This window comes from Frigoribacterium salinisoli (assembly GCF_054781095.1).
Map to the genome: position 1 here is coordinate 170,931 of NZ_BAAGVB010000001.1, position 19,634 is coordinate 190,564.

The window sequence follows — 19,634 nt, forward strand, 5'->3', positions numbered from 1 at the left end:
CGCACGCCACGATGGGGGCATGAGCACGAACACGCGGTTCGTCGAGGCGTCGCCCCACGACGTCTTCGACATCCTCTCCGACGGCTGGATCTTCCCGAGCTGGGTGGTGGGGGCGTCGCGCATCCGTGACGTCGAGCTGGACTGGCCGGGCGTCGGCGCGAAGATCCACCACTCCTTCGGCATCTGGCCGGCCGTGGTCGACGACAGCACGAGCCTCGAGGAGTGGGACCCGCCCCGCCGTGCCGTGCTGCTGGCGCGGGGCTGGCCGCTCGGCGAGGCGCGCGTCACGATCGACGTCCAGGACCGCGCCGGGGGCTGCCTCGTCCGGCTGCGCGAGGACGCCGTGTCGGGGCCGGGCGCCCTCGTGCCGCGACCCGTGGCCGACCTGGCGCTGCGCCTCCGCAACCACGAGGCCCTGCAGCGCCTGGCCTGGCTGGCCGAGGGCCGCCAGCGCACGGTGCGCCCGCCGACCTGAGCGCAGGAGGCCCGGCCGACCGTGGCGGTCGGCCTCAGCGGGAGAGCTGGTCGCGCACCTGGCGGCGCAGCACCTTGCCGATGAGGGAGCGCGGCAGCTCGTCGACGACGACGATGCGGCGGGGCACCTTGTAGGGCGTGAGCTGCTGGCGGGCGAAGGCGCGGAGCTCCGCGACGTCGACCTCGGCCCCGGGCCGCACGACGATCGCGGCCGCGACCTGCTCGCCACCGGGCGACTGCAGTCCGACGACGGCGGCCTCGGCGACGCCGTCGAAGCGCAGCAGCGCCTCCTCCACCTCACTCGGCGACACGTTGAAGCCGCCCGAGATGATGAGCTCCTTGATGCGGTCGACGATGCGGACGAATCCCTCGTCGTCGACGACGCCGATGTCGCCGGTGCGGAACCACCCGTCGCCGACGAAGACGTCGGCGGTCTCCTGCGGCTTGCGGTGGTAGCCCCGGAACACCTGCGGCCCGCGCACGATGAGCTCGCCGCTCTCGCCGGGCGCGACGTCGTCGGTGGGCGACTCGGGGTCGACGACCCGCACCTCGGTGGAGGGCAGGGGCAGGCCCACGGTGCCGGGCTTGCGGTGCGCCGCGACGGGATTGGCCATGAGCACCGGTGAGCACTCCGAGAGGCCGTAGCCCTCGACGAGCCAGCCGCCGCTCTCGGCCTCCCAGGGCTCGACGACCTCGGCGAGCAGGGGCATGGCGCCCGAGATCGCGATGTCGATGCCCTGCAGCGAGACGCCGGCGTCGTCGGCGGCCTTCTGCAACCGGGAGTAGATCGGGGGCACCGCGGGGAGGAAGGTCGGCGGGCGCTTGCGCAGGACCTTGAGCACGAGCTGCGGGTCGAACGCCGGGAAGAGCACGAGGCGCGAGCCCATGCTCATCGCGAAGGTGAGGCAGAGCGTGAGGCCGTAGGCGTGGAACAGCGGGAGCACCGCGTAGACGACGGCCGTGCCGCGGGGGATCGTCGGCACCCAGGCCCGCGCCTGGGCGGCGTTGGCCAGGAGGTTGGCGTGCGTCAGCTCGGCGCCCTTGGGCGTGCCCGTCGTGCCGCTCGTGTACTGGATCACGGCGAGGTCGTCGGTGCCGGGCCGCGGGTGCTTCTTCGCGAGGCGCCGGGCGCCGACCACGGTCTCCCACGGGGTGGTGCCGCGCACGGGCGCGACGAGGCGCTCGCGCGACTCGCGGGCCTTCGCGACCGGCAGGCGCAGGGCCGTGCGGGTGCCGAGGGGCATGGCGCGCGTGACGTCGACCGAGACCACGTGGTCGACGGCGACGTCGGAGGGGAAGTCCTGGATCGTCGCGACGACCTTGGTCCAGGCGACGACGACCTTGGCGCCGTGGTCCTCGAACTGGTGGCGCAGCTCGCGCGGCGTGTAGAGCGGGTTGTGCTCGACGACGACCGCGCCGAGGCGGAGGGCGGCGTAGAACGCGACCACGTGCTGCGGGCAGTTGGGCAGGACCAGCGCGACGACGTCGCCGGCGCCGACCCCGAGCCTCCTGAGGCCCTCGGCGGCGCGCTCGACCTGCTCCTGCAGCTCGGCGTACGTCGTGGTGGCGCCGAAGAACTCGAGCGCGACGCGGCGGGGGAACTCGCGCGCCGACCCCTCGACCAGGTCGAGCAGCGATCCCTCGACGGGCTCGATGTCGTCGGGCACGTCGCGAGCGTAGGAGGCCAGCCAGGGACGGGGCGTGTCGATGGTCACCCGTTCACCCTAGGGGGCGACGGACGGTGCCGTGCGGTGGCGGGCCGCTCGCGGACGCGCGTCACCTGTCGGGCAGCCTGGACGCCCGCCGGGCGGCGGCCCGAGGCGCGGGAGCACGATGACCACGCACCCCCCCCCGAGGAAGGACGACATCCATGAGCAAGGTCTGGTTCATCACCGGCGCGTCGAAGGGCTTCGGCCGCGAGTGGGCCGAGGCGGCCCTCGAGCGCGGCGACAGCGTCGCCGGCACCGCCCGGCGGCTCGAGACCGTCGACGCCCTCGCCGAGCAGTACCCCGAGACGTTCCTGCCGCTCGAGCTCGACGTCACCGACCACGACGCGGACGTCGCGGCGGTGCAGCGGGCCGCCGAGCACTTCGGCCGCCTCGACGTCGTCGTCAACAACGCCGGCTACGGCCACTTCGGCATGGTCGAGGAGCTCAGCGAGCAGGAGGCCCGGGCCCAGCTCGAGACGAACCTGTTCGGGGCGCTCTGGGTCACGCAGGCGGCCCTGCCGATCCTGCGCGCGCAGGGCAGCGGCCACATCGTGCAGGTGTCGAGCATCGGCGGCATCAGCGCGTTCCCGACCGTGGGCATCTACCACGCCTCCAAGTGGGCGCTGGAGGGCCTGAGCCAGTCCCTCGCGCAGGAGGTCGCGGGCTTCGGCGTGCACGTCACGCTCGTCGAGCCCGGCGGCTTCTCGACGGACTGGTCGGGGCCGAGCGCGTCCCGCAGCGACGAGATCGAGGCCTACGCCGAGGTCAGGGAGGCCGCGTCGAAGCGTCCCTCGGCGGCCGACCCGGGGGACCCGCGCGCGACCCGCGCGGCGATCCTCACCGTCGTCGACGCCGCGGAGCCGCCCCTGCGCATCTTCTTCGGCAAGGCGCCGCTCGGCATCGCCACGAAGGACTACGAGGGACGCCTGGCCACCTGGAACGCGTGGCAGTCCGTCTCGGTCGAGGCGCACGGGGCGTAGCCGCCGTCCCACGACCTGACCGGTCGCCGATCCACGGCGACCGGTCAGGTCCCGCGGCGCATGATCGAGCCGTGCCCGCCCTCACCGAACCGCTCCGCGCTCGCCTGCAGTACACCTTCAACGGCCAGTACACGGGCACGCCGGAGTGGGTCTCGGCGCTCGCCGAGGGCGACGACGAGGGCTTCTTCGCCCCCGGGTCCGCGGTCTGGGCCGTGCACGGGGCGATGACGTCGATCCCCGCCGGCGTGCGCGCCCTGCTCGTGCAGGCGCTGCACCCGGGGGCGCTCGCGGGCGTGCACGACCACTCGCGGTTCCGCGAGGACCCGCTCGGCCGCCTCGCCGGCACCATCCGCTGGATCTACACGGTCTCGTACGGCAGCCGCGACGCGGCCACCTCGGCGTCCCGCTGGGTCAGCCGCCTGCACGAGAAGGTGGTCGGCACCTACCGCGACCGGCACGGCGTCGAGCACGCCTACGCGGCCAACGACCCCGAGCTGCTGAGCTGGGTGCACATGGCCTTCGCCGACTCGTTCCTCGCCGCGTACCTCGAGTGGAACGACGCGCCGATCCCCGGCGGCCCCGACGCCTACGTGCGCGAGTGGGCCACGGCGGGCGAGCTCATGGGCGTGCAGGACCCTCCTCGCAGCGTCGCCGAGATGCAGGACCAGCTGATGGCGTTCGACCGTCGAGGCGTGCTCGAGCGCACCGACCGCACCGACGCGGTCGTGGGCTTCATCCGACGGCCGCCGCTCTTCCCCGTGCTGCGGGCCGGCTACCCGGTCCTCTTCCAGGGGGCCGTGGGCACGCTGCAGCCGCGCTTCCGCGAGCTGCTCGACCTGCGCGCCCCGCGCGTCGGACCGGTGCGCGTGCCCACGCGCGGTCCCGCGGCGCTCATGCTCAAGGGCGTGGGCGGCGTCCTCGGCCCGCGTCCGGTCGCCGAGGAGCACGCCCTCGCCCGGCTCGAGCGCCTCGGGGCGCGACCGGCGCCGTGAGCGCGGGTCGGGCCTCCTGACCGCTGCGCCGCAGCGACGGCAGGAGGCCCACCCGACCCCGGCGGGTCAGCCCGCGGCGACGAGCTGGTCGCGCACCTCGCGGCGCAGCACCTTGCCGATGAGGCTCTTGGGCAGCTCGTCGACCTGCACGACCCGGCGGGGCACCTTGTAGGCGGCCAGGTGCACGCGGGCGTGCTCGCGGACCGACTCGGCGTCGAAGGTCGCACCGGTGCGGAGCACGACCGCGGCGACCACGTCCTCGCCGCCCCCGGCCCGGGGCAGGCCGACGACGGCCGCCTCGTCGACGTCGGCGTGGCCGCGCAGGGCCTCCTCGACCTCGGAGGGCGCGACGTTGAAGCCGCCCGTCACGATGAGCTCCTTGATGCGGTCGACGATCGTGACGAAGCCGTCGTCGCTCATGGTGACGATGTCGCCGGTGCGGAACCAGTCGCCGTCGACGAACGCGGCGGCGGTCTCGTCGGGCTTGTTCCAGTAGCCCTGGAACACCTGGGGCCCGCGCAGCAGCAGCTCACCGGCGGCGCCCGAGGGCACCTCGGTGGTCGGGTCGTCGCGGTCGACGACGCGCGCCTCGGTCGACGGGAACGGCACGCCGACCGTGCCCGGGCGACGGGTCGGGCCGACCGGGTTGCCGAGCGACACGGGGCTGGTCTCGGTGAGGCCGAAGCCCTCGACCAGGAGGCCGCCGGTGACGCCCTCCCACGCGGTGACGACCGGGGTCGGCAGGTTCATGGCACCCGAGATGGCGAAGCGGGCGGCGCTGAGGTCGACGCCGCGCTCGCGCGCCGCCTCGGCCAGGCGCGCGTAGATCGGCGGCACGGCCGGCAAGAAGGTCGGCGGGTGCGCCTTGGCCGCCTTGAGCACGAGGTCGACGTCGAACTTCGGGAACAGCACCAGCCGGGCGCCGATGCTCATGGCGAAGGTGAGGCAGAGCGTGAGGCCGTAGGCGTGGAAGAACGGCAGCACGCCGTAGACCGTCTCGGCGCCGTCGACGAGGCCGGGCACCCAGGCACGCCCCTGGGCCGCGTTGCTGCGCAGGTTGCGGTGCGTCAGCACGGCCCCCTTGGGCGCACCGGTCGTGCCGCTCGTGTACTGCAGCAGCGCCACGTCGTCGAGGGCGGGGCGGGGGTGGCGCGAGCGCAGGCGGCGACCCGAGAGCAGCTGCTCCCAGGTGGAGTCGCCCGTCGCGCCGTCGGTGAGCGCGGCGCGCGACTCCTTCGCCGCGGGCACGGGCAGGCGCAGGGCGAGGCGGGTGCGCAGGGGCATCGCCCGGGTGACGTCGACCGAGACGACGGTGGCGAAGCGCAGGTCCGCGGGCAGCGCGGCGAGCCGGCCGACGAGCTTGTCCCAGGCGATCGCGACCTTCGCACCGTGGTCCTCGAAGAGGTGCCGCAGCTCGCGGTCGGTGTAGAGCGGGTTGTGCTCGACGACGATGGCGCCGAGGCGGAGCACGGCGTAGAACGCCACCACGTGCTGCGGGCTGTTGGGCAGCAGCAGGGCGACCCGGTCGCCGGCGCCGACGCCGAGCCTCCTGAGGCCCTCGGCGGCTCGGTCGACCTGCTCGCCGAGGTCGCGGTACGTGGTCTCGGCACCGAAGAACTCGAGCCCGACGGCACGGTCGTAGCGCTCGACGGCCTCGTCGATGAGGTCGGTGAGCGTCCCGGTGACGGGTTCGATGTCGGCGGGGACGTCCGGGGCGTAGCTGTGCAGCCACGGCCGGTCGGCGGGTCGGGTCATGGGCTCACCCAACCATGCGGGGGACGCAGGAGGCTGGACGCCCGCCCGACGGGTCAGCGGGCGTCGCGTCCCGTGAGGGCGAGCAGCTGCACCTGCAGCGGCGCGTCGGCGGCGACGGGCACGGGGGAGGCGAACAGGCCCGACGCCTCGAGCGCGTCGCGTTGGGGCTCGAACACGGTCCAGACCGCCGCGACGAGGTCGTCGTCGAGCCGTTCGTCGGCGCCGACCGCGCGGGCGAGGTCCCAGGAGTGCACCGTGACGTCGGCCACCTGCTCGGCGAGGTACTCGGCCACCGTGACCTCGTCGGTGCTGAGCCGCACGACGGCGTCGTGGTCGGCGCTGCGCCAGGCGTCGGCCGCGGCGCCCGCGTGCCGGTGCCAGGCCGCGACGAGGTCGTCGCCGAGCGGCTCGAGCGCGGTCTCGGGCGTCGAGGCGTCGACGCCGGCCAGCAGCAGCGGCACCCACTGCTGCTCCCGGGTCACGTGCGCGACGAGGTCGCGGACGCTTCACTCGACGTCGGGGGTGGGGGCGTCCCAGTCGGTGACGGCGTCGAGGCGGCGGGCGAACTCGGCGGCGGCGCGGGGCTGCAGGGCGGTCCAGTCGGTCATGGGGCTCCTCCGTCGGTGGGGCGGCTGCTGCTGCCGACAACGATGGAGGAGCCCCGATCCTTCCCAGGGGCGTCGGCGGGTCAGTGCTCGGCGCGGTAGAGGACCGGCTCGGGCAGGCCGTGCGCGGCGCGGACGCGGCGCGAGAGGCCCTCGATCGCCTTCAGGGCGTCGACGACGAGGTCCGGCGTGACCGGGAACGGCATCGAGTGGATCGTCTCGTCCGGCACGCAGGCGGCCTCGGCGACGGCGCGCAGCTCGTCCTCGTCGTCGGGGCTGAGGCCGATCTCGGTGAGGGTGTTCGGCAGGCCGACCTTCGTGGTGAAGACGATGAAGTCCTCGATCTCGTCGGCGGCCGCCCCCTCCATCACGAGCTGCGCGAGCGAGCCGATGTTCACCTTCTGGCCGTGCGCGAGGCCGTGGGCCTGCGGTGCCGCGGTGAGGCCGTTGTGGATCGCGTGGGCCGCCGCGAGGCCGCCCGACTCGAAGCCCAGGCCCGACAAGAGCGTGTTCGCCTCGACGAGCCGTTCCAGGGCCGGCGTGACGACGCCCGCGCGCGCGGCGTCGATCGCGGGCAGGGCGTTCTCGTGCAGGAGGCGCCAGGACAGCTCCGCGAGGGCCGTCCCGGTCTCGGTCGGCAGGCCCCCTGCCATGGTCGTCGCCGACGAGCGGCGCGCGGCGCGGGCCTCGATGGAGGTGGCGAGGGCGTCACCGACGCCCGCCACGAGGAACTGCACGGGGGCGTTCGCGACGAGCTGCGTGTCGACGAGCACGAGGTCGGGGTTGCGGGGGAAGAACCGGTACTCGAGGAACTCGCCCTCCTCGCTGTAGATGACGGCGAGCGCCGACGTGGGCGCGTCGGTCGAGGCCGCGGTCGGGGCGCTGACCCAGCGGATGCCGGCGTCGTGGCCGGCGGCCTTGACGGCGTCGATCGCGCTGCCGCCGCCGACGCCGATCACGACGTCGGCCTCGGTGCGGCGGATCTCCCCGACGAGCTCCTCGACGGCGGCGGGGGTCGCGAAGCGGCCGAAGCCGACGCGCTCGACCCGGAGGTCGTGCGCGGCGAACGAGTCGCGGACGGTCTGCTCGGTGAGGCCCCAGACGACGTCGTCGACGACGAGCAGGGGGCGGCTGCCGATCGGGGCGACGAACTCGCCCAGGCGGGTCATCGCCCCCTTGCCCTGCACGAAGCGGCTCGGGCTGATGAGGGTCCTGACGGGTGCGGGGGCGTTCTCGGTGGCGGCCACGGTGGGTCCTTCCTCTCGGGGGTGCCTGACCCGCTGCACGGTAGGCCTCGCGCCTGACCGGCAGGGGGGGTACGGTCGACACGTGCTCCTCGGCCTCGCCCTCCTCGCCCGCGTCCTCGCGGTCGTCGACGGCGCCGTCCCGGCGGGCGACCTGGTGCCCGTGCCCGCGGCCCTCCTCGTGGGGCTGCTGGGCGCCGCGACCGTGGTCGTGCTCGTGGGCGTGGCCCGGGTCGTGCTCACGCTGGTGGGCCTCGCGGGCGACGTCGCGCCTCCTGCGCTCGACGAGCCGGCGGCGGTGCGCACCCTCGTCTGGCGTCGTGACCCCGACGCGCGCGGGCACGTGCGCAGCCGGGCCCCGGGAGCGGTCCCCGCGACCGCCTGAGCCCGTCCTCCGACGGATGTCCGGGCGGTCGTCCGCGACCCCGCCCGCTCCGTCGTGAGGACCCCCATGGACCCGTCCACCTTCCCGCCCCTCGCCGTCGTGCTCGACGGCCTGTCCGCCCTCGTCGGCCTGCTCGCCGACCTCGTCGCCCCGCTCGCCGGGGCCTCCGCCGCCGCGCTCGCGGTGGTCCTGCTCACCGCGCTCGTCCGCCTCGTGCTCGTGCCCGTGGCCGTCTCGCAGGTGCGCGCCGAGCTCGCCCGCCGACGGCTCGCCCCGCAGGTGGCCGAGCTCGGTCGCCGGCACCGCGACCCGCAGGCCCGCGGCCGCGCCCTGCAGGAGCTCTACGCCGCCGAGGGCGTCTCGCCCTTCGCCGGCTGCCTGCCGACGCTCGCCCAGGCCCCGGTGCTCGCGTGCGTCTACGCCCTCTTCGCGCACCCGACGGCAGGAGGCGCGGCCGCGTCCGTCCTCGACGGCACGTTGGCCGGCGCCCCGCTCGACGGCGGCCTCGTCGCGGCGCTCGCCGCCGGGCCGGCCGCCGCCGCGACCGTGCTCGGCCTGCTCGGGCTGCTGGCCGCGGTCACGGAGCTGAGCCGCCGGGCGTCGGTCCGGGCGACGGGCGCTGCCGGGGGCGTGCCCGGGCAGGACGTGCCGGGACTCGCGCCGGTCCTGCGCCTCCTGCCCTTCGTCACGGTCGTCGTGGCGGCCGTCGTGCCGCTCGCGGCCGGGCTCTACGTCGTGACGAGCGCGACGTGGACGCTGGGGGAGCGGGCGGTGCTGCGCCGACTGCTCGGGCGGCGCGCCACCGCCTGAGCCGGGCACGACGGAGGGCCCGCCCCTGCGCGTGCAGGTGCGGGCCCTCCGGGGTGCTGCGCGGATCGCCGCGCGAGCGCCCGGACTACGGCGCGAGCGTGAACTGGATCTCGAGCGAGACCGTGACGTCGTTGCCCAGCGTGAAGCCGCCGGCCTCGAGGGCCGCGTTCCAGTTGACGCCGAAGGCGGTGCGGTCGATCTTCGTCGTGGCCGAGAAGCCGAGCTTCGTCTGGCCGTAGCCGTCGACGACGAGGCCGCCGAACTCGGCGTCGAGCGTGACGGGCTTGGTCACGCCACGCAGGGTGAGGTCGCCGTGGACGAGGAACTGCTCGCCCTTCTTCTCCTCGATGCTCTTCGAGGTGAAGGTCATCGTGGGGTGCTCGGAGGTGAGGAAGAAGTCGCCGGTCTGCAGGTGGCCGTCGCGGTCCTTCTGGTTCGTGTTGATCGAGGCGACGTCGATGGTCGCGGTGACGGCGCTCGCCGTGTGGTCCTCGGCGGTCGTGAGGCTCGCGTCGAAGCGCTCGAACGTGCCCTTGACCTTGCTGATCGCGAGGTGGCGGACGCTGAACGAGATCTCGCTGTGCGTCGGGTCGAGGGTCCAGGTGCCGGCGGGGATCTGCTCGGTGGTGATGGCCATGGTGTCTCCTGAGTGGTCTGAGGTGGTCGATGACGTGTCATCGAGGTTGCTACGAGTATATGCAAGCGCATGCACAGCGCAAGCATTCCCGGGGCGCGGCGCCGTGCTGCACGCGTGGGCGCCGCGCCCGCGGGCGCGTCAGGCCGGGCGCTGGGCCGGCGAGACCGTCTTGCGGGGGTCGCGCTCGGCGAGGTGGCCCACGGCGTCGTCGATCGCGCTCATCACGTCGGCCGAGAGCGTGACGCCCGCGGCGCCCGCGTTGTCGTGCACCTGCTCGGGGCGCGAGGCGCCGATGATGGCGGAGGACACGTTCTCGTTCTGCAGCACCCAGGCGACGGCGAGCTGCGCCATCGACAGGCCCAGGTCGGACGCGATCGGCTCGAGCTGGGCGACGCCCGTGAGCACGTCGTCCTTGAGGAAGCGCTTGATCATGTCCGCGCCGCCCTTCTCGTCCGTCGCGCGGCTGCCCGCGGGCAGCTCGGCGCCCGGCTTGTACTTGCCGGTGAGGACGCCCTGCGCGATCGGCGACCAGACGATCTGGCCGAGGCCGTGCTGCACGCTCGTCGGCACGACCTCCTCCTCGATGACGCGCCACAGCATCGAGTACTGCGGCTGGTTCGAGATGAGCTGCACGCCCAGCTGGGAGGCGAGCTCCTGGCCGGCACGGATCTGCTCGGCGTCCCACTCGCTCACGCCGATGTAGAGGGCCTTGCCCTGGCGCACGACGTCGGCGAAGGCCTGCATCGTCTCGTGCAGGGGCGTCTCGGCGTCGTACCGGTGCGCCTGGTAGAGGTCGACGTAGTCCGTGCCGAGGCGGCGCAGCGAGCCGTCGATGGACTCCATGATGTGCTTGCGGCTGAGGCCGACGTCGTTGTGCCCGGCCGGTCCGGTCGGCCAGTAGACCTTCGTGAACACCTCGAGCGACTCGCGCCGCTGACCCTTGAGGGCGTCGCCGAGCACCTGCTCGGCGGCCGTGTTCGCGTAGGCGTCCGCCGTGTCGAACGTCGTGATGCCGGCGTCGAGGGCGGCGTGGACGCACTGCGTCGCCACGTCGTTCTCGACCTGCGACCCGTGGGTCAGCCAGTTGCCGTACGTGATCTCCGAGATCTTGAGACCGCTGTCTCCCAGGTACCTGAACTCCATGGCCCGACACTACGCGCGGGCGACGGCGGAGGACAGCTCGTCCTCCCTCGCCGGATGTGAACGGCAGGTGACGCCTGCCTGGCAGAGCGTCCGGAACGACGTACCCCGACCAAACCGACCGTGCCGTGGCCCCCGAACCAGGGTCGTGATCACGGGCAGGACCCCCGAGCGGGGGCTCCTGCCGCACGCGGTGTGATCGCGTCGCTCCCGAAGGCGACCGAGCGCTCCTGCACCTGATCACCACCCGAACGCTCCACCACCCGAACGCTCCACCACCCGGAGTGCGCGCCCCCGAGGGCGCCGTGCTCCGGCCCGATCCGCCCTGACCCGACCGGAGACCCGCCCGTGACGACGTCGCCCACCCTGACCGCTGCCGCCGAACCCCAGCCCCTGCTGACCCCGGACGCCCCTGCCGCACCCGGCACCTTCGTGCCGAACCGAGGCACAGGAGGTGCGGGGACGGCCGAGGCGTTCGGCCTCACCCTGCCCGACTGGTCGCCCCTCCAGTGGATCGGCTACTCGTCGCTCGTGCTCGTGAGCCTCGCGCTCACGGCCGTCGCCGTGTCGACGCTGTGGTGGATGCTGCACGCCTGGCGCTCGCGCGACACGCTCGACGGCGGCCGCTTCAGCGACTCGCCGTTGCCCTCGGCGCACTCGTTCACGCTCCTGGTGCCGGGCCGGCACGAGGAGGAGGTCATGGGCGCGACGCTCGACCGCCTCGCGCAGCAGGACCACCCCGACTTCGAGATCATCGCGATCGTCGGCCACGACGATCCGGGCACCGAGCGGGTCGCCCGCGAGGCGGCCGAGCGCCACCCGGAGCTCATCCGCGTGGTCGTCGACTCGAGCGTGCCCAAGAACAAGCCGAAGGCGCTCAACCTGGCGCTGCAGACGGCCCGTGGCGAGGTCGTGGGCGTGTTCGACGCCGAGGACGAGGTCCACCCCCGACTGCTCACGCTCGTCGACTCCAAGTTCACCGAGACGCAGGCCGACGTGGTCCAGGGCGGCGTGCAGCTCATGAACTTCCGCTCGAGCTGGTGGAGCTTGCGCAACGTGCTCGAGTACTACTTCTGGTTCCGTTCGCGCCTGCACTTCCACGCCAAGGCGAAGTTCATCCCGCTCGGCGGCAACACCGTCTTCGCCCGGCGGGAGTGGCTCGACTGGTCCGAGGGGTGGGACGCCTCCTGCCTCGCCGAGGACTGCGAGCTCGGCGTGCGGCTCTCGAGCGCGGGCGCGAAGGTCGTCGTCGCCTACAGCCCCGAGGTCGTCACCCGGGAGGAGACGCCGGGCACCTTCGTCTCGCTGCTCAAGCAGCGCACGCGCTGGAACCAGGGCTTCATGCAGGTGCTCGCCAAGGGGGAGTGGAAGAAGCTGCCCACGGTACGCCAGCGCCTCATGGCCCGGTACCTGCTCACCATGCCGTTCATCCAGGCGGCCACCGGGCTCCTGATCCCCATCTCGATCGTGCTCATCCTCACGACGAAGGTGCCGACCGCGGTCGCGCTCGTGTCGTTCGTGCCGCTGGCGCCGACGCTCGTCCTGCTGGCCGTCGAGATGACCGGGCTCGCCGAGTTCGGCCGCACCTACGGCGAGAAGGTCCGGGTCCGCGACTACGCGCGCCTCGTCTGGGGCCTCCTGCCGTACCAGGTGTTCCTCGCGCTCGCCGCCGTCCGCGCCGTCTTCCGGCACGTCCGCGGCATGGACGCGTGGGAGAAGACCGAGCACTCCGGCGCCCACCGCGACGCCGCCCCCGCGCCCCTCGACCAGCGCGAGCCCGTGCTCGCCGGCACCCCCGGAGGCGACCGATGACCGCCACGACCGAACGCCCCCGCACCACGCCCGCCGCGCCCCCTGCGCCGCGCCGCACCCCCTACGAGCCGGCCCCCGACGGCTGGGCGGGTCGACCCTCCTGGATCCGCCGCCGCGGGCGCGACCTCGTCTGGCTGCTGCCCGCGCTCGCGCTCGCCGCGGTGGCGCAGGCCTGGAACCTCGCGGGCAGCCCGCAGCGCATCGACGACGAGGGCACCTACACGGCCCAGGCCTGGGCGGTGGCGAACCTCGGCGAGATCGCCCATTACACCTACTGGTACGACCACCCTCCGGTGGGCTGGTTGCAGATCGCGGCGTACACGACCGTCACCGGGGCCTTCGGGCGCCACGACATCGCCGTCGTGGCGGCCCGCGAGGCCGTGCTCGTGGCGACCCTCGTCGCCGCCGTGCTGCTCTGGGCCCTCGCCCGGCGCATCGGGCTCTCCCGCCTCACGGCGACGGCCGCCACGGTCGTCTTCGCGGTGTCGCCGCTGGCCCTGCAGTACCACCGCACCGCCTACCTCGACAACGTGGCCACCCCCTGGCTGCTCGCGGCGTTCCTGCTGGCGCTCAGTCGCCGGTACCAGCTGGCCGGCTTCGTCGGCGCGGCGGCCGCGTTCGGCGTCGCGGTGCTCTCGAAGGAGACCTACCTGCTCGCCCTGCCGTTCCTGGTCTGGGTGATGTGGCGCACGGCCGACCGTGCCACGCGCCGTTACACGCTCTCCGTCTCGGCGGCACTGCTGACCCTCCTCGGGCTCAGCTACGTGGCGCTCGCCCTGGTCAAGGGCGAGGTCGTGCCCGGCCAGGGCCGCGTGAGCCTCTGGGAGGGCATCACCTACCAGCTCGGCAGCCGCGAGGGCAGCGGGTCGGTGCTCGTCGCCGGAGACCTCGCGAACGAGGCCGCGGCACAGTGGTGGGCCCTCGACCCCGTCCTCATCGTGCTGGGCACGCTCGCGGCCGTGGTCGGCCTGTCGGTCCGCCGCCTCCGGCCCTTCGCCGCGCTCGTGGTGTTCCTGCTCGCGTTCATGTTCCGCCCCGGCGGCTACCTGCCCGTGCCCTACGTCATCGTGCTGCTGCCGTTCGCCGCCCTCCTCGTGGCCGGCGTGGGCGAGGCGGCGGTGCGCGCCTGGCGCGGTCGCACGCCGGGCCGCGCCGCCACGGCCGCCCGACGGACCGCGGCCACGGCCTGGCTGGGGCTCACGGCCGTCGCGGTCGTCGTCGCCGTGCCGCTCTGGACGACCCAGCTGCGCGGGTTCTTCCTCGCCGACCTCGACGCGCCGATGCGGCAGGCGCAGGAGTGGGTCGTCGACAACGTGCCGCGCGACAGCCGGCTGCTCGTCGACGACGCCATGTGGGTCGACCTCGTCGAGGCCGGCTTCGACCGGGACGACGTGATCTGGTTCTACAAGCTCGACACCGACGGGGCCGTCGTCGCCCAGAACCCGAACGGCTGGGCCGACAGCGACTTCCTCGTGACGACCGAATCGATCCGCACCTCCGGGCCCGACGCCCCGCAGATCGCGCAGGCCCTCGAGAACTCGACCGTCGTCGCGAGCTTCGGGCAGGCCGACCAGCAGGTCGACGTCCGCCGCATCGACGCGCAGGGTGCCGAGGCCGCGCAGCAGCAGGCGGACGAGGCTGCGATCGACCGCTCCGAGGTGGGACGGCAGCTCGCTGCGAACCCGTCGTTCGAGGCGCCGGAGGCGGTGCGCACCGCGCTCGCGGACGGTCGCGTCGACGAGCGCGCCGTGCTCTCGCTCGCGCAGCTGGCCTCGCTCGGACCGGTCACGGTCGACGAGCTCGCCGCCCTCCCGGGCGAGCAGTCGCAGCCGGCCCGCAGCCTCGTCCTCACCGATGTCGAGGGCCGCGACCGCGCCGGGACCCGTCAGCTGCTCGAGGACCTCGGACCGGCCTACGGGCCGCAGCGCCTCGAGGACGTCGACGGCGGCCTCCGGGCGACCTGGCCCGTGCCGGGCACCGGCGGACCACTGGGCTGACCCCTCGGGGCCCGTCCGTCCGCACGACCCCCTCGAGCCCGGGGACCCGTACCCGGGCCCCGCCCGGACCCCGCCCGAACCCGAACCCGAACCCGAACCGGAAGGCACCACCATGAACGCCACCACCCGCACCGCGCACCCCCGCCGCCTCGCCGTGGCCTCCGCGACCGCCGTCGCCGCGGCGCTCGTCGTCGCCCCGCTCGCCGCCCCGACCGCCCCCGCGTCCGCCGCCGAGGGCGACGGCTGGGTGCGCGTCGGCCACTTCTCGCCCGACACGAAGGCCGTCGACGTGACGCTCACCGCGGTCGCCGGCGGCCAGGTCGTCATGGACCTCGACGACGTCACCTTCGGCCAGGTCAGCCCCTACGCCGAGCTGCCCTCGGGCACGTACACGGTCGCCATGACGGCGAGCGACGACGAGGGCGCCGACCCCGTGCTCAGCGCGAAGGTCACGGTCGAGCAGGACCAGCCCGCCACCGTGGCCGCCTACGGGCGCAGCAGCGACCTGCAGACGCGCGTCTTCCAGGACGACCTGCGCGCGCCCGACGCCGGTCAGGCGAAGCTGCGCCTCGTGCAGGTGGCGAACGTGGCCGACGAGGTCGACGTGGCCACGAGCACCGGCACCCCCATCGCCGAGGGGGCGGCCTTCGGCAGCGCCACGCAGTACGCCCAGGTCGCCGCGGGCCCCTGGACCATCGACATCACCGGCGAGGACGCCCAGGGCACGGCCGACATCGACCTCGCGGCGGGAACGGTCTCGACCGTGTTCGTCGTCGACAACTCGACGGGCGGCATCACGGCCGTCCCCGTGACCGACAGTGCAGCGACGGCGGCCACCCCGATCGGCGGCGTGCAGACCGGCGGCGGCGCGCTCGCCGACAGCCGCGGCGACGACGAGCGGCACGAGCGCGGGGCCGGCACCTGGGACCGCGTCCTCGCCTTCCTCGGCCTGCGCTGACCCGGGCGGCGGGACGGCCCTGCCGTCCCGCCCTCCCGGCGTCCCGCGCCGCTCCCGCCCTCCACCCGACCGAAGGACCGACATGCCCCTCAGGACGAAGCTCCTCCTCGCCGTCGCCGCCCTCGTCGCCGTCGCCCTCGTGGTGCTCGTCGCCGTGGTCGTCGTCCGGCCCGGCGGCACCGCACCGAGCGCAGGAGGCCCGACCACGTCGACCCCGCAGCCCGGCTCCGACGACGTCGCGGCCCGCACCCCGCAGCAGCTCGGCGAGGCGTTCCTCGCCGACCATGTGGACGACGGCCGCGTCGTGCGCACCGACCAGGGCGGCGACACCGTGAGCGAGGGGCAGGCCTACGGGCTGCTCGTCGCGGCGGCCGTCGGCGACGAGGACACGTTCGACGACGTCTGGCGGTGGACCCGGCGCGAGCTCGTGCGCGACGACGGACTGCTCGCCTGGCGCTGGACCGACGGCGAGGTCGTCGACGACATGCCCGCCAGCGACGCCGACGTCGACGCGGCCCGCGCCCTCGTGGTCGCGGGCGAGGCGTTCGACCGCCCGGACCTCACGCGGGACGGCGTCGAGCTCGGCACGGCCGTGCTCGACGAGATGACCGTCGAGACGCCCCTGGGGCGCATCCTGCTGCCCGGCCCGTGGGCGCAAGGGCCCGGCCCGTGGTCGTACAATGCCTCCTACGCGGCACCGGCGGCCTTCCGGCAGCTGGCCGAGGCCAGCGGCGACCCCCGCTGGGCCGAGCTCGAGGCCGGCTCGCGCACCGTCACCACGGCCGTGCTCGACGGCACGGCCCTGCCGAGCGACTGGGCGCAGGTGCGGCGCGACGGCACCGTCGTCCCGCTGCCCAGCGCCGACGGCTCGTCCGGCGTCGTCGCGTACAGCTACGACGCGGCCCGGCTGCCGCTGCGCTACGCCGAGTCCTGCGAGCCCGAGGACGTCGCCCTCGCCGCCCGGCTCGCCGGGGTGCTGTCCCGCTACGACGAGCTGCCGGTCCAGCTGGACCTCGGCGGGCAGGCCGTCGGTGAGGACCAGCACCCGTTGGCCTACGTCGCGCGCGCCGCGGCGGTCGCCAGCGCCGGCGACACCGAGGCGGCGCGGGCCGACCTCGCCCGGGCCGACGCCCTCGCCCAGGCGACCCCGACCTACTACGGCTCGGCGTGGGTCGCACTGGCTGCGCTGCAGCTCGACGACGACGCCCTCGGTGCGTGCAGCCCGCTGGCGGTGTCGCCGTGAGCGCGCGGCACGCGGACCGCGGTCGCGCGGTCGAGCACCGTGCCGGCCGCCGCCGTGCCGCCTTGATCGCCTCGGCGGTCGCCGTCGCGGTGCTCGCCACCGGCGGCGTCGCGGTGGCGCTGGCCGGCCGCGACGACACCGCCCCGACGGGCTCGTCGACGACCGCGGCCCCTGCGGCGACGCCGGACGCGACCACGGGGTTCCAGGACCCGGCGGCGCCGCTGGTGTCCGCGCCTCCTGCAGGGGCCGTGCCGACGCGCGTGCAGATCCCCTCGCTCGGGGTCGACAGCGGGCTCGAGGGCCTCGGCATCGGCCCGCAGGGCGAGCTCGCCGCGCCGGTCGACTGGGACAGCGCGGGGTGGTTCACCGACGGGCCCGTGCCCGGCGGCGTCGGCCCCGCGATCATCGCCGGCCATGTCGACAGCACCACCGGACCGGCCGTCTTCGCCCGGCTCGACGAGCTGGCGGTCGGCGACGAGGTGCTCGTCACGCTCTCGACCGGCGACGTGAGCACCTTCCGCGTCTCGGGGGAGCAGCGCAGCGCCAAGGCGGCGTTCCCCACCTCGGACGTCTACGGCCCCAGCCCCACGCCGTCGCTGCGGCTCATCACCTGCGACGGCACCTTCGACCGCTCCACCGGCCACTACGAGGACAACCTCATCGTCTACGCCGACCTCGTCGCCCCCTGACCCTTCTCCTTCTTCCGAAAAGGCGACCTCCCGGGCGCGACACGCCGCCTGGGAGGGCTCCTGGCCCCGACGCGAGGCCCGAACTGTCGCCTCTTGCGCCACCCGACCCACCCGACCCGACCCGACCGACACCTGCCCGAACAGGAGAACACCGTGACCGACGCCCTCGTCATCATCCCGACCTACGACGAACGCGAGAACCTCGACCCGATCCTCGACCGCGTGCTCGCGAGCGGTGCCGACGTGCACGTGCTCGTCGTCGACGACGGCTCGCCGGACGGCACCGGTGAGCTCGCCGACGCGCGGGCCGCCGCCGACGGGCGCGTGCACGTGCTGCACCGCACCGAGAAGGCCGGCCTCGGCGCCGCCTACCTCGCGGGCTTCACGTGGGGCCTGGACCGCGGGTACCCGGCGATCGTCGAGATGGACGCCGACGGCTCGCACCACCCGGAGGACCTGCCCCGGCTGATCGGACTGCTCACGGACGACGACCTCGTGCTCGGCTCGCGCTGGGTGCCGGGTGGACGCGTCGAGAACTGGCCGCTGCGGCGGGAGCTGCTCAGTCGCGGCGGCAGCTGGTACACGCGGGGGGCCCTGGGCATCCGCGTCGCCGACACGACCGGCGGGTTCCGCGCGTTCCGGGCGTCGGCGCTGCGCTCCCTCGACCTCGACGCGGTCGAGTCGCACGGCTACTGCTTCCAGGTCGACCTGCTCTGGCGGGCGTTGCAGCGCGGCCTGCGCGTGGTCGAGACGCCGATCACGTTCACCGAGCGCGTGCACGGCACCTCGAAGATGAGCGGCTCGATCGTGCGCGAGAGCCTGCTCAAGGTCACCGTGTGGGGGCTCAGGAGGCGCGCGGCCGCGGTCCGCGAGCTCGCCCTCCGCCGTCGGCGGCTGCCCAGCGTCCGTGCGACGTCGCACCGCGTGGGCTCCGCCTGACCCGGCACGGCGTGGTCCCACGGGGCCCACGGCTCAGAGCGATTCGAGCACGTCCATCGCCCGCTGCACCCCGTGCTCCCGCCGCATGACGCGCCCGACCTCGGCTGCCCGCCCTCGATGCGACAGGGCGTCGGTCATCGCCGGCCCCAGGGTGCCGGCCGACGACCGGCGCAAGGGGACCGGGGCTGCGGCCACCCCCTGGCGGTGCAGCTGGGCAGCCCAGAAGGGCTGGTCGGCGGTGACGGGCACGACGACGGCGGGCACGCCGGCCCGGGCGACGGCGTGGGAGGTGCCCGCCCCTCCGTGGTGCACGGCGAGCGTCGCGCGCGGCAGCACCGCGTCGAACGGTGCCGACCGCACCGCCAGCACGTCGGGGCCGTGGCACCCCGTCGACAGCGCGAGCCCACCCCACCCGGTGACGAGCAGCACCCGCAGGCCCTGGGAGCGGGCGGCCGTGACGACCGCGCGGCCCCGGGCCGACGCGTCCCCCGTCGCCATGGAGCCGAACGAGGCGACGACGAAGGGGCCGCCGCCCACGAAGTCGCCGAGGACGGAGTCGAGGGATGCGGCCGAGGCCTCCTCGTACCAGGCCCCCGTCTGGTGCACCCGCTCCGGCCAGTCGTCGGGCCGGGGCAGCAGCGCGGGGCTCACGGCCATGAGCGTCGCGCGCGACGGCGAGCGCCCGGCGGGACGACGACCGCCCGGCAGCTCGGCAGCGGCGCGCGCCACGTCGGCGTCGAAGAGGCGCGCTGCGGCGCGCGGCACGGCGTAGGTGGCCCGGTTGTGCGCCCCGAGGTCGCGGGTGGCCGTGGGGCCTCCCGCGGCGGGGAACCGCGCGCTGGGGGTGGCCACCGGCGCGAACTCCACCAGCACGCGGGGCACGCCGAGCGAGTCCGACACCATCGGCGCGCTGAGGACCAGCGGGTGGTGCACCACCACGTCGGGGTCGAAGGCGATCGTCTCCCGCACCGCGGCGGCGAGCATGCGGCGCATCGCGGGCCGCACCTCCGCGCGCAGGTGTCGGGCGAGGGCCCACGGGGTGCGGCCGGCGGGGGAGAGCAGGCGCTGAGCGTCGAGACCGAGGCGCACGGAGTCCACCCCCGAGGGGGCGACCGCGTCGTCCGGCAGGGCCAGCCGCACTTCGTGACCACGCGATGCGGCGTGTCGCGCCAGGGCCACGAAGGGCTCCACGTCGCCCCGGGTGCCGGTGGTGAGCAGCATCATGCGCATCCCCCCAGTGTGGGCCCAGGAGCCACGGGGCCGGC

17 protein-coding genes and 1 pseudogene are annotated in these 19,634 nt (G+C 74.7%); 11 read left to right on the forward strand and 7 right to left on the reverse strand.

The window, feature by feature from the left end; genetic code table 11:
- The first annotated feature begins 19 nt into the window (after window positions 1–19).
- A complete protein-coding gene (locus tag ACYVHQ_RS00825) occupies window positions 20–475 on the forward strand; it encodes an SRPBCC family protein (RefSeq protein WP_460510013.1) in 456 nt (151 codons plus the stop codon).
- A gap of 34 nt (window positions 476–509) precedes the next feature.
- Here the strand turns inward: ACYVHQ_RS00825 and ACYVHQ_RS00830 are convergent, their stop codons facing one another.
- Window positions 510–2,189 (reverse strand): long-chain-fatty-acid--CoA ligase, encoded by a 1,680-nt coding sequence (locus ACYVHQ_RS00830; protein ID WP_460510015.1) that lies wholly within the window; start codon window positions 2,187–2,189, stop codon window positions 510–512.
- 155 nt (window positions 2,190–2,344) lie between these two features.
- Here ACYVHQ_RS00830 and ACYVHQ_RS00835 point away from each other — a divergent pair, with 155 nt between their 5' ends.
- Both ACYVHQ_RS00835 and ACYVHQ_RS00840 read left to right on the forward strand, forming a co-directional pair.
- Window positions 2,345–3,163, forward strand: a complete 819-nt coding sequence (locus ACYVHQ_RS00835) for an SDR family oxidoreductase (RefSeq protein ID WP_460510017.1) — start codon at window positions 2,345–2,347, stop codon at window positions 3,161–3,163.
- A 71-nt stretch (window positions 3,164–3,234) separates the two neighbouring features.
- A complete protein-coding gene (locus ACYVHQ_RS00840; RefSeq protein WP_460510019.1) occupies window positions 3,235–4,155 on the forward strand; it encodes an oxygenase MpaB family protein in 921 nt (306 codons plus the stop codon).
- A 66-nt stretch (window positions 4,156–4,221) separates the two neighbouring features.
- Here ACYVHQ_RS00840 and ACYVHQ_RS00845 read toward each other — a convergent pair whose 3' ends face one another.
- From ACYVHQ_RS00845 to ACYVHQ_RS00855, 3 genes and pseudogenes are all read right to left on the reverse strand, one after another.
- A complete protein-coding gene (locus ACYVHQ_RS00845; RefSeq protein WP_460510021.1) occupies window positions 4,222–5,910 on the reverse strand; it encodes a long-chain-fatty-acid--CoA ligase in 1,689 nt (562 codons plus the stop codon).
- 53 nt (window positions 5,911–5,963) lie between these two features.
- Window positions 5,964–6,404 (reverse strand): annotated as a pseudogene (locus ACYVHQ_RS00850) (TIGR03086 family metal-binding protein); the annotation flags it as partial.
- Between the two features lie 194 nt (window positions 6,405–6,598).
- Window positions 6,599–7,684, reverse strand: coding sequence for a glycerol dehydrogenase (locus tag ACYVHQ_RS00855; RefSeq protein ID WP_460511203.1), 1,086 nt, complete (start codon window positions 7,682–7,684; stop codon window positions 6,599–6,601).
- A gap of 160 nt (window positions 7,685–7,844) precedes the next feature.
- On the opposite strand from ACYVHQ_RS00855, the gene ACYVHQ_RS00860 reads away from it, so the two are divergent.
- Both ACYVHQ_RS00860 and yidC read left to right on the forward strand, forming a co-directional pair.
- A complete protein-coding gene (locus tag ACYVHQ_RS00860; protein WP_460510023.1) occupies window positions 7,845–8,144 on the forward strand; it encodes a DUF6412 domain-containing protein in 300 nt (99 codons plus the stop codon).
- Window positions 8,145–8,210: 66 nt separating this feature from the next.
- A complete protein-coding gene (gene yidC, locus ACYVHQ_RS00865; protein ID WP_460510025.1) occupies window positions 8,211–8,954 on the forward strand; it encodes a membrane protein insertase YidC in 744 nt (247 codons plus the stop codon).
- Between the two features lie 85 nt (window positions 8,955–9,039).
- Here yidC and ACYVHQ_RS00870 read toward each other — a convergent pair whose 3' ends face one another.
- Both ACYVHQ_RS00870 and ACYVHQ_RS00875 read right to left on the reverse strand, forming a co-directional pair.
- The gene (locus tag ACYVHQ_RS00870; protein ID WP_460510027.1) at window positions 9,040–9,591 is read right to left on the reverse strand and encodes a YceI family protein; all 552 of its coding nucleotides are present in this window, start codon (window positions 9,589–9,591) and stop codon (window positions 9,040–9,042) included.
- 138 nt (window positions 9,592–9,729) lie between these two features.
- Entirely contained in the window at window positions 9,730–10,734 is a 1,005-nt protein-coding gene (locus ACYVHQ_RS00875; protein ID WP_460510028.1) for an aldo/keto reductase family protein, read from the reverse strand.
- A gap of 345 nt (window positions 10,735–11,079) precedes the next feature.
- Here ACYVHQ_RS00875 and ACYVHQ_RS00880 point away from each other — a divergent pair, with 345 nt between their 5' ends.
- The 6 genes from ACYVHQ_RS00880 to ACYVHQ_RS00905 all read left to right on the forward strand — a co-directional run bounded on the left by ACYVHQ_RS00880 (window position 11,080) and on the right by ACYVHQ_RS00905 (window position 18,369).
- Window positions 11,080–12,543, forward strand: a complete 1,464-nt coding sequence (locus ACYVHQ_RS00880) for a glycosyltransferase (RefSeq protein ID WP_460510030.1) — start codon at window positions 11,080–11,082, stop codon at window positions 12,541–12,543.
- A complete protein-coding gene (locus tag ACYVHQ_RS00885) occupies window positions 12,540–14,540 on the forward strand; it encodes an ArnT family glycosyltransferase (protein ID WP_460510032.1) in 2,001 nt (666 codons plus the stop codon). Before ACYVHQ_RS00880 ends, ACYVHQ_RS00885 begins: the two co-directional genes overlap by 4 nt.
- Window positions 14,541–14,652: 112 nt before the next feature.
- Window positions 14,653–15,498, forward strand: coding sequence for a DUF4397 domain-containing protein (locus ACYVHQ_RS00890; protein WP_460510034.1), 846 nt, complete (start codon window positions 14,653–14,655; stop codon window positions 15,496–15,498).
- Window positions 15,499–15,580: 82 nt separating this feature from the next.
- Window positions 15,581–16,741: a glycosyl hydrolase family 8 gene (locus tag ACYVHQ_RS00895; RefSeq protein WP_460510036.1), complete on the forward strand. Its 1,161-nt coding sequence runs from the start codon at window positions 15,581–15,583 to the stop codon at window positions 16,739–16,741.
- A complete protein-coding gene (locus ACYVHQ_RS00900) occupies window positions 16,738–17,430 on the forward strand; it encodes a class F sortase (RefSeq protein ID WP_460510038.1) in 693 nt (230 codons plus the stop codon). Before ACYVHQ_RS00895 ends, ACYVHQ_RS00900 begins: the two co-directional genes overlap by 4 nt.
- 153 nt (window positions 17,431–17,583) lie before the next feature.
- Window positions 17,584–18,369, forward strand: coding sequence for a polyprenol monophosphomannose synthase (locus ACYVHQ_RS00905; RefSeq protein WP_460510040.1), 786 nt, complete (start codon window positions 17,584–17,586; stop codon window positions 18,367–18,369).
- A gap of 33 nt (window positions 18,370–18,402) precedes the next feature.
- On the opposite strand, the gene ACYVHQ_RS00910 is transcribed toward ACYVHQ_RS00905, so the two are convergent.
- Window positions 18,403–19,599 carry a glycosyltransferase gene (locus tag ACYVHQ_RS00910; RefSeq protein WP_460510042.1) on the reverse strand — a complete coding sequence of 399 codons (1,197 nt, stop codon included), beginning with the start codon at window positions 19,597–19,599 and terminating at the stop codon, window positions 18,403–18,405.
- Between the last annotated feature and the right edge of the window lie 35 nt (window positions 19,600–19,634).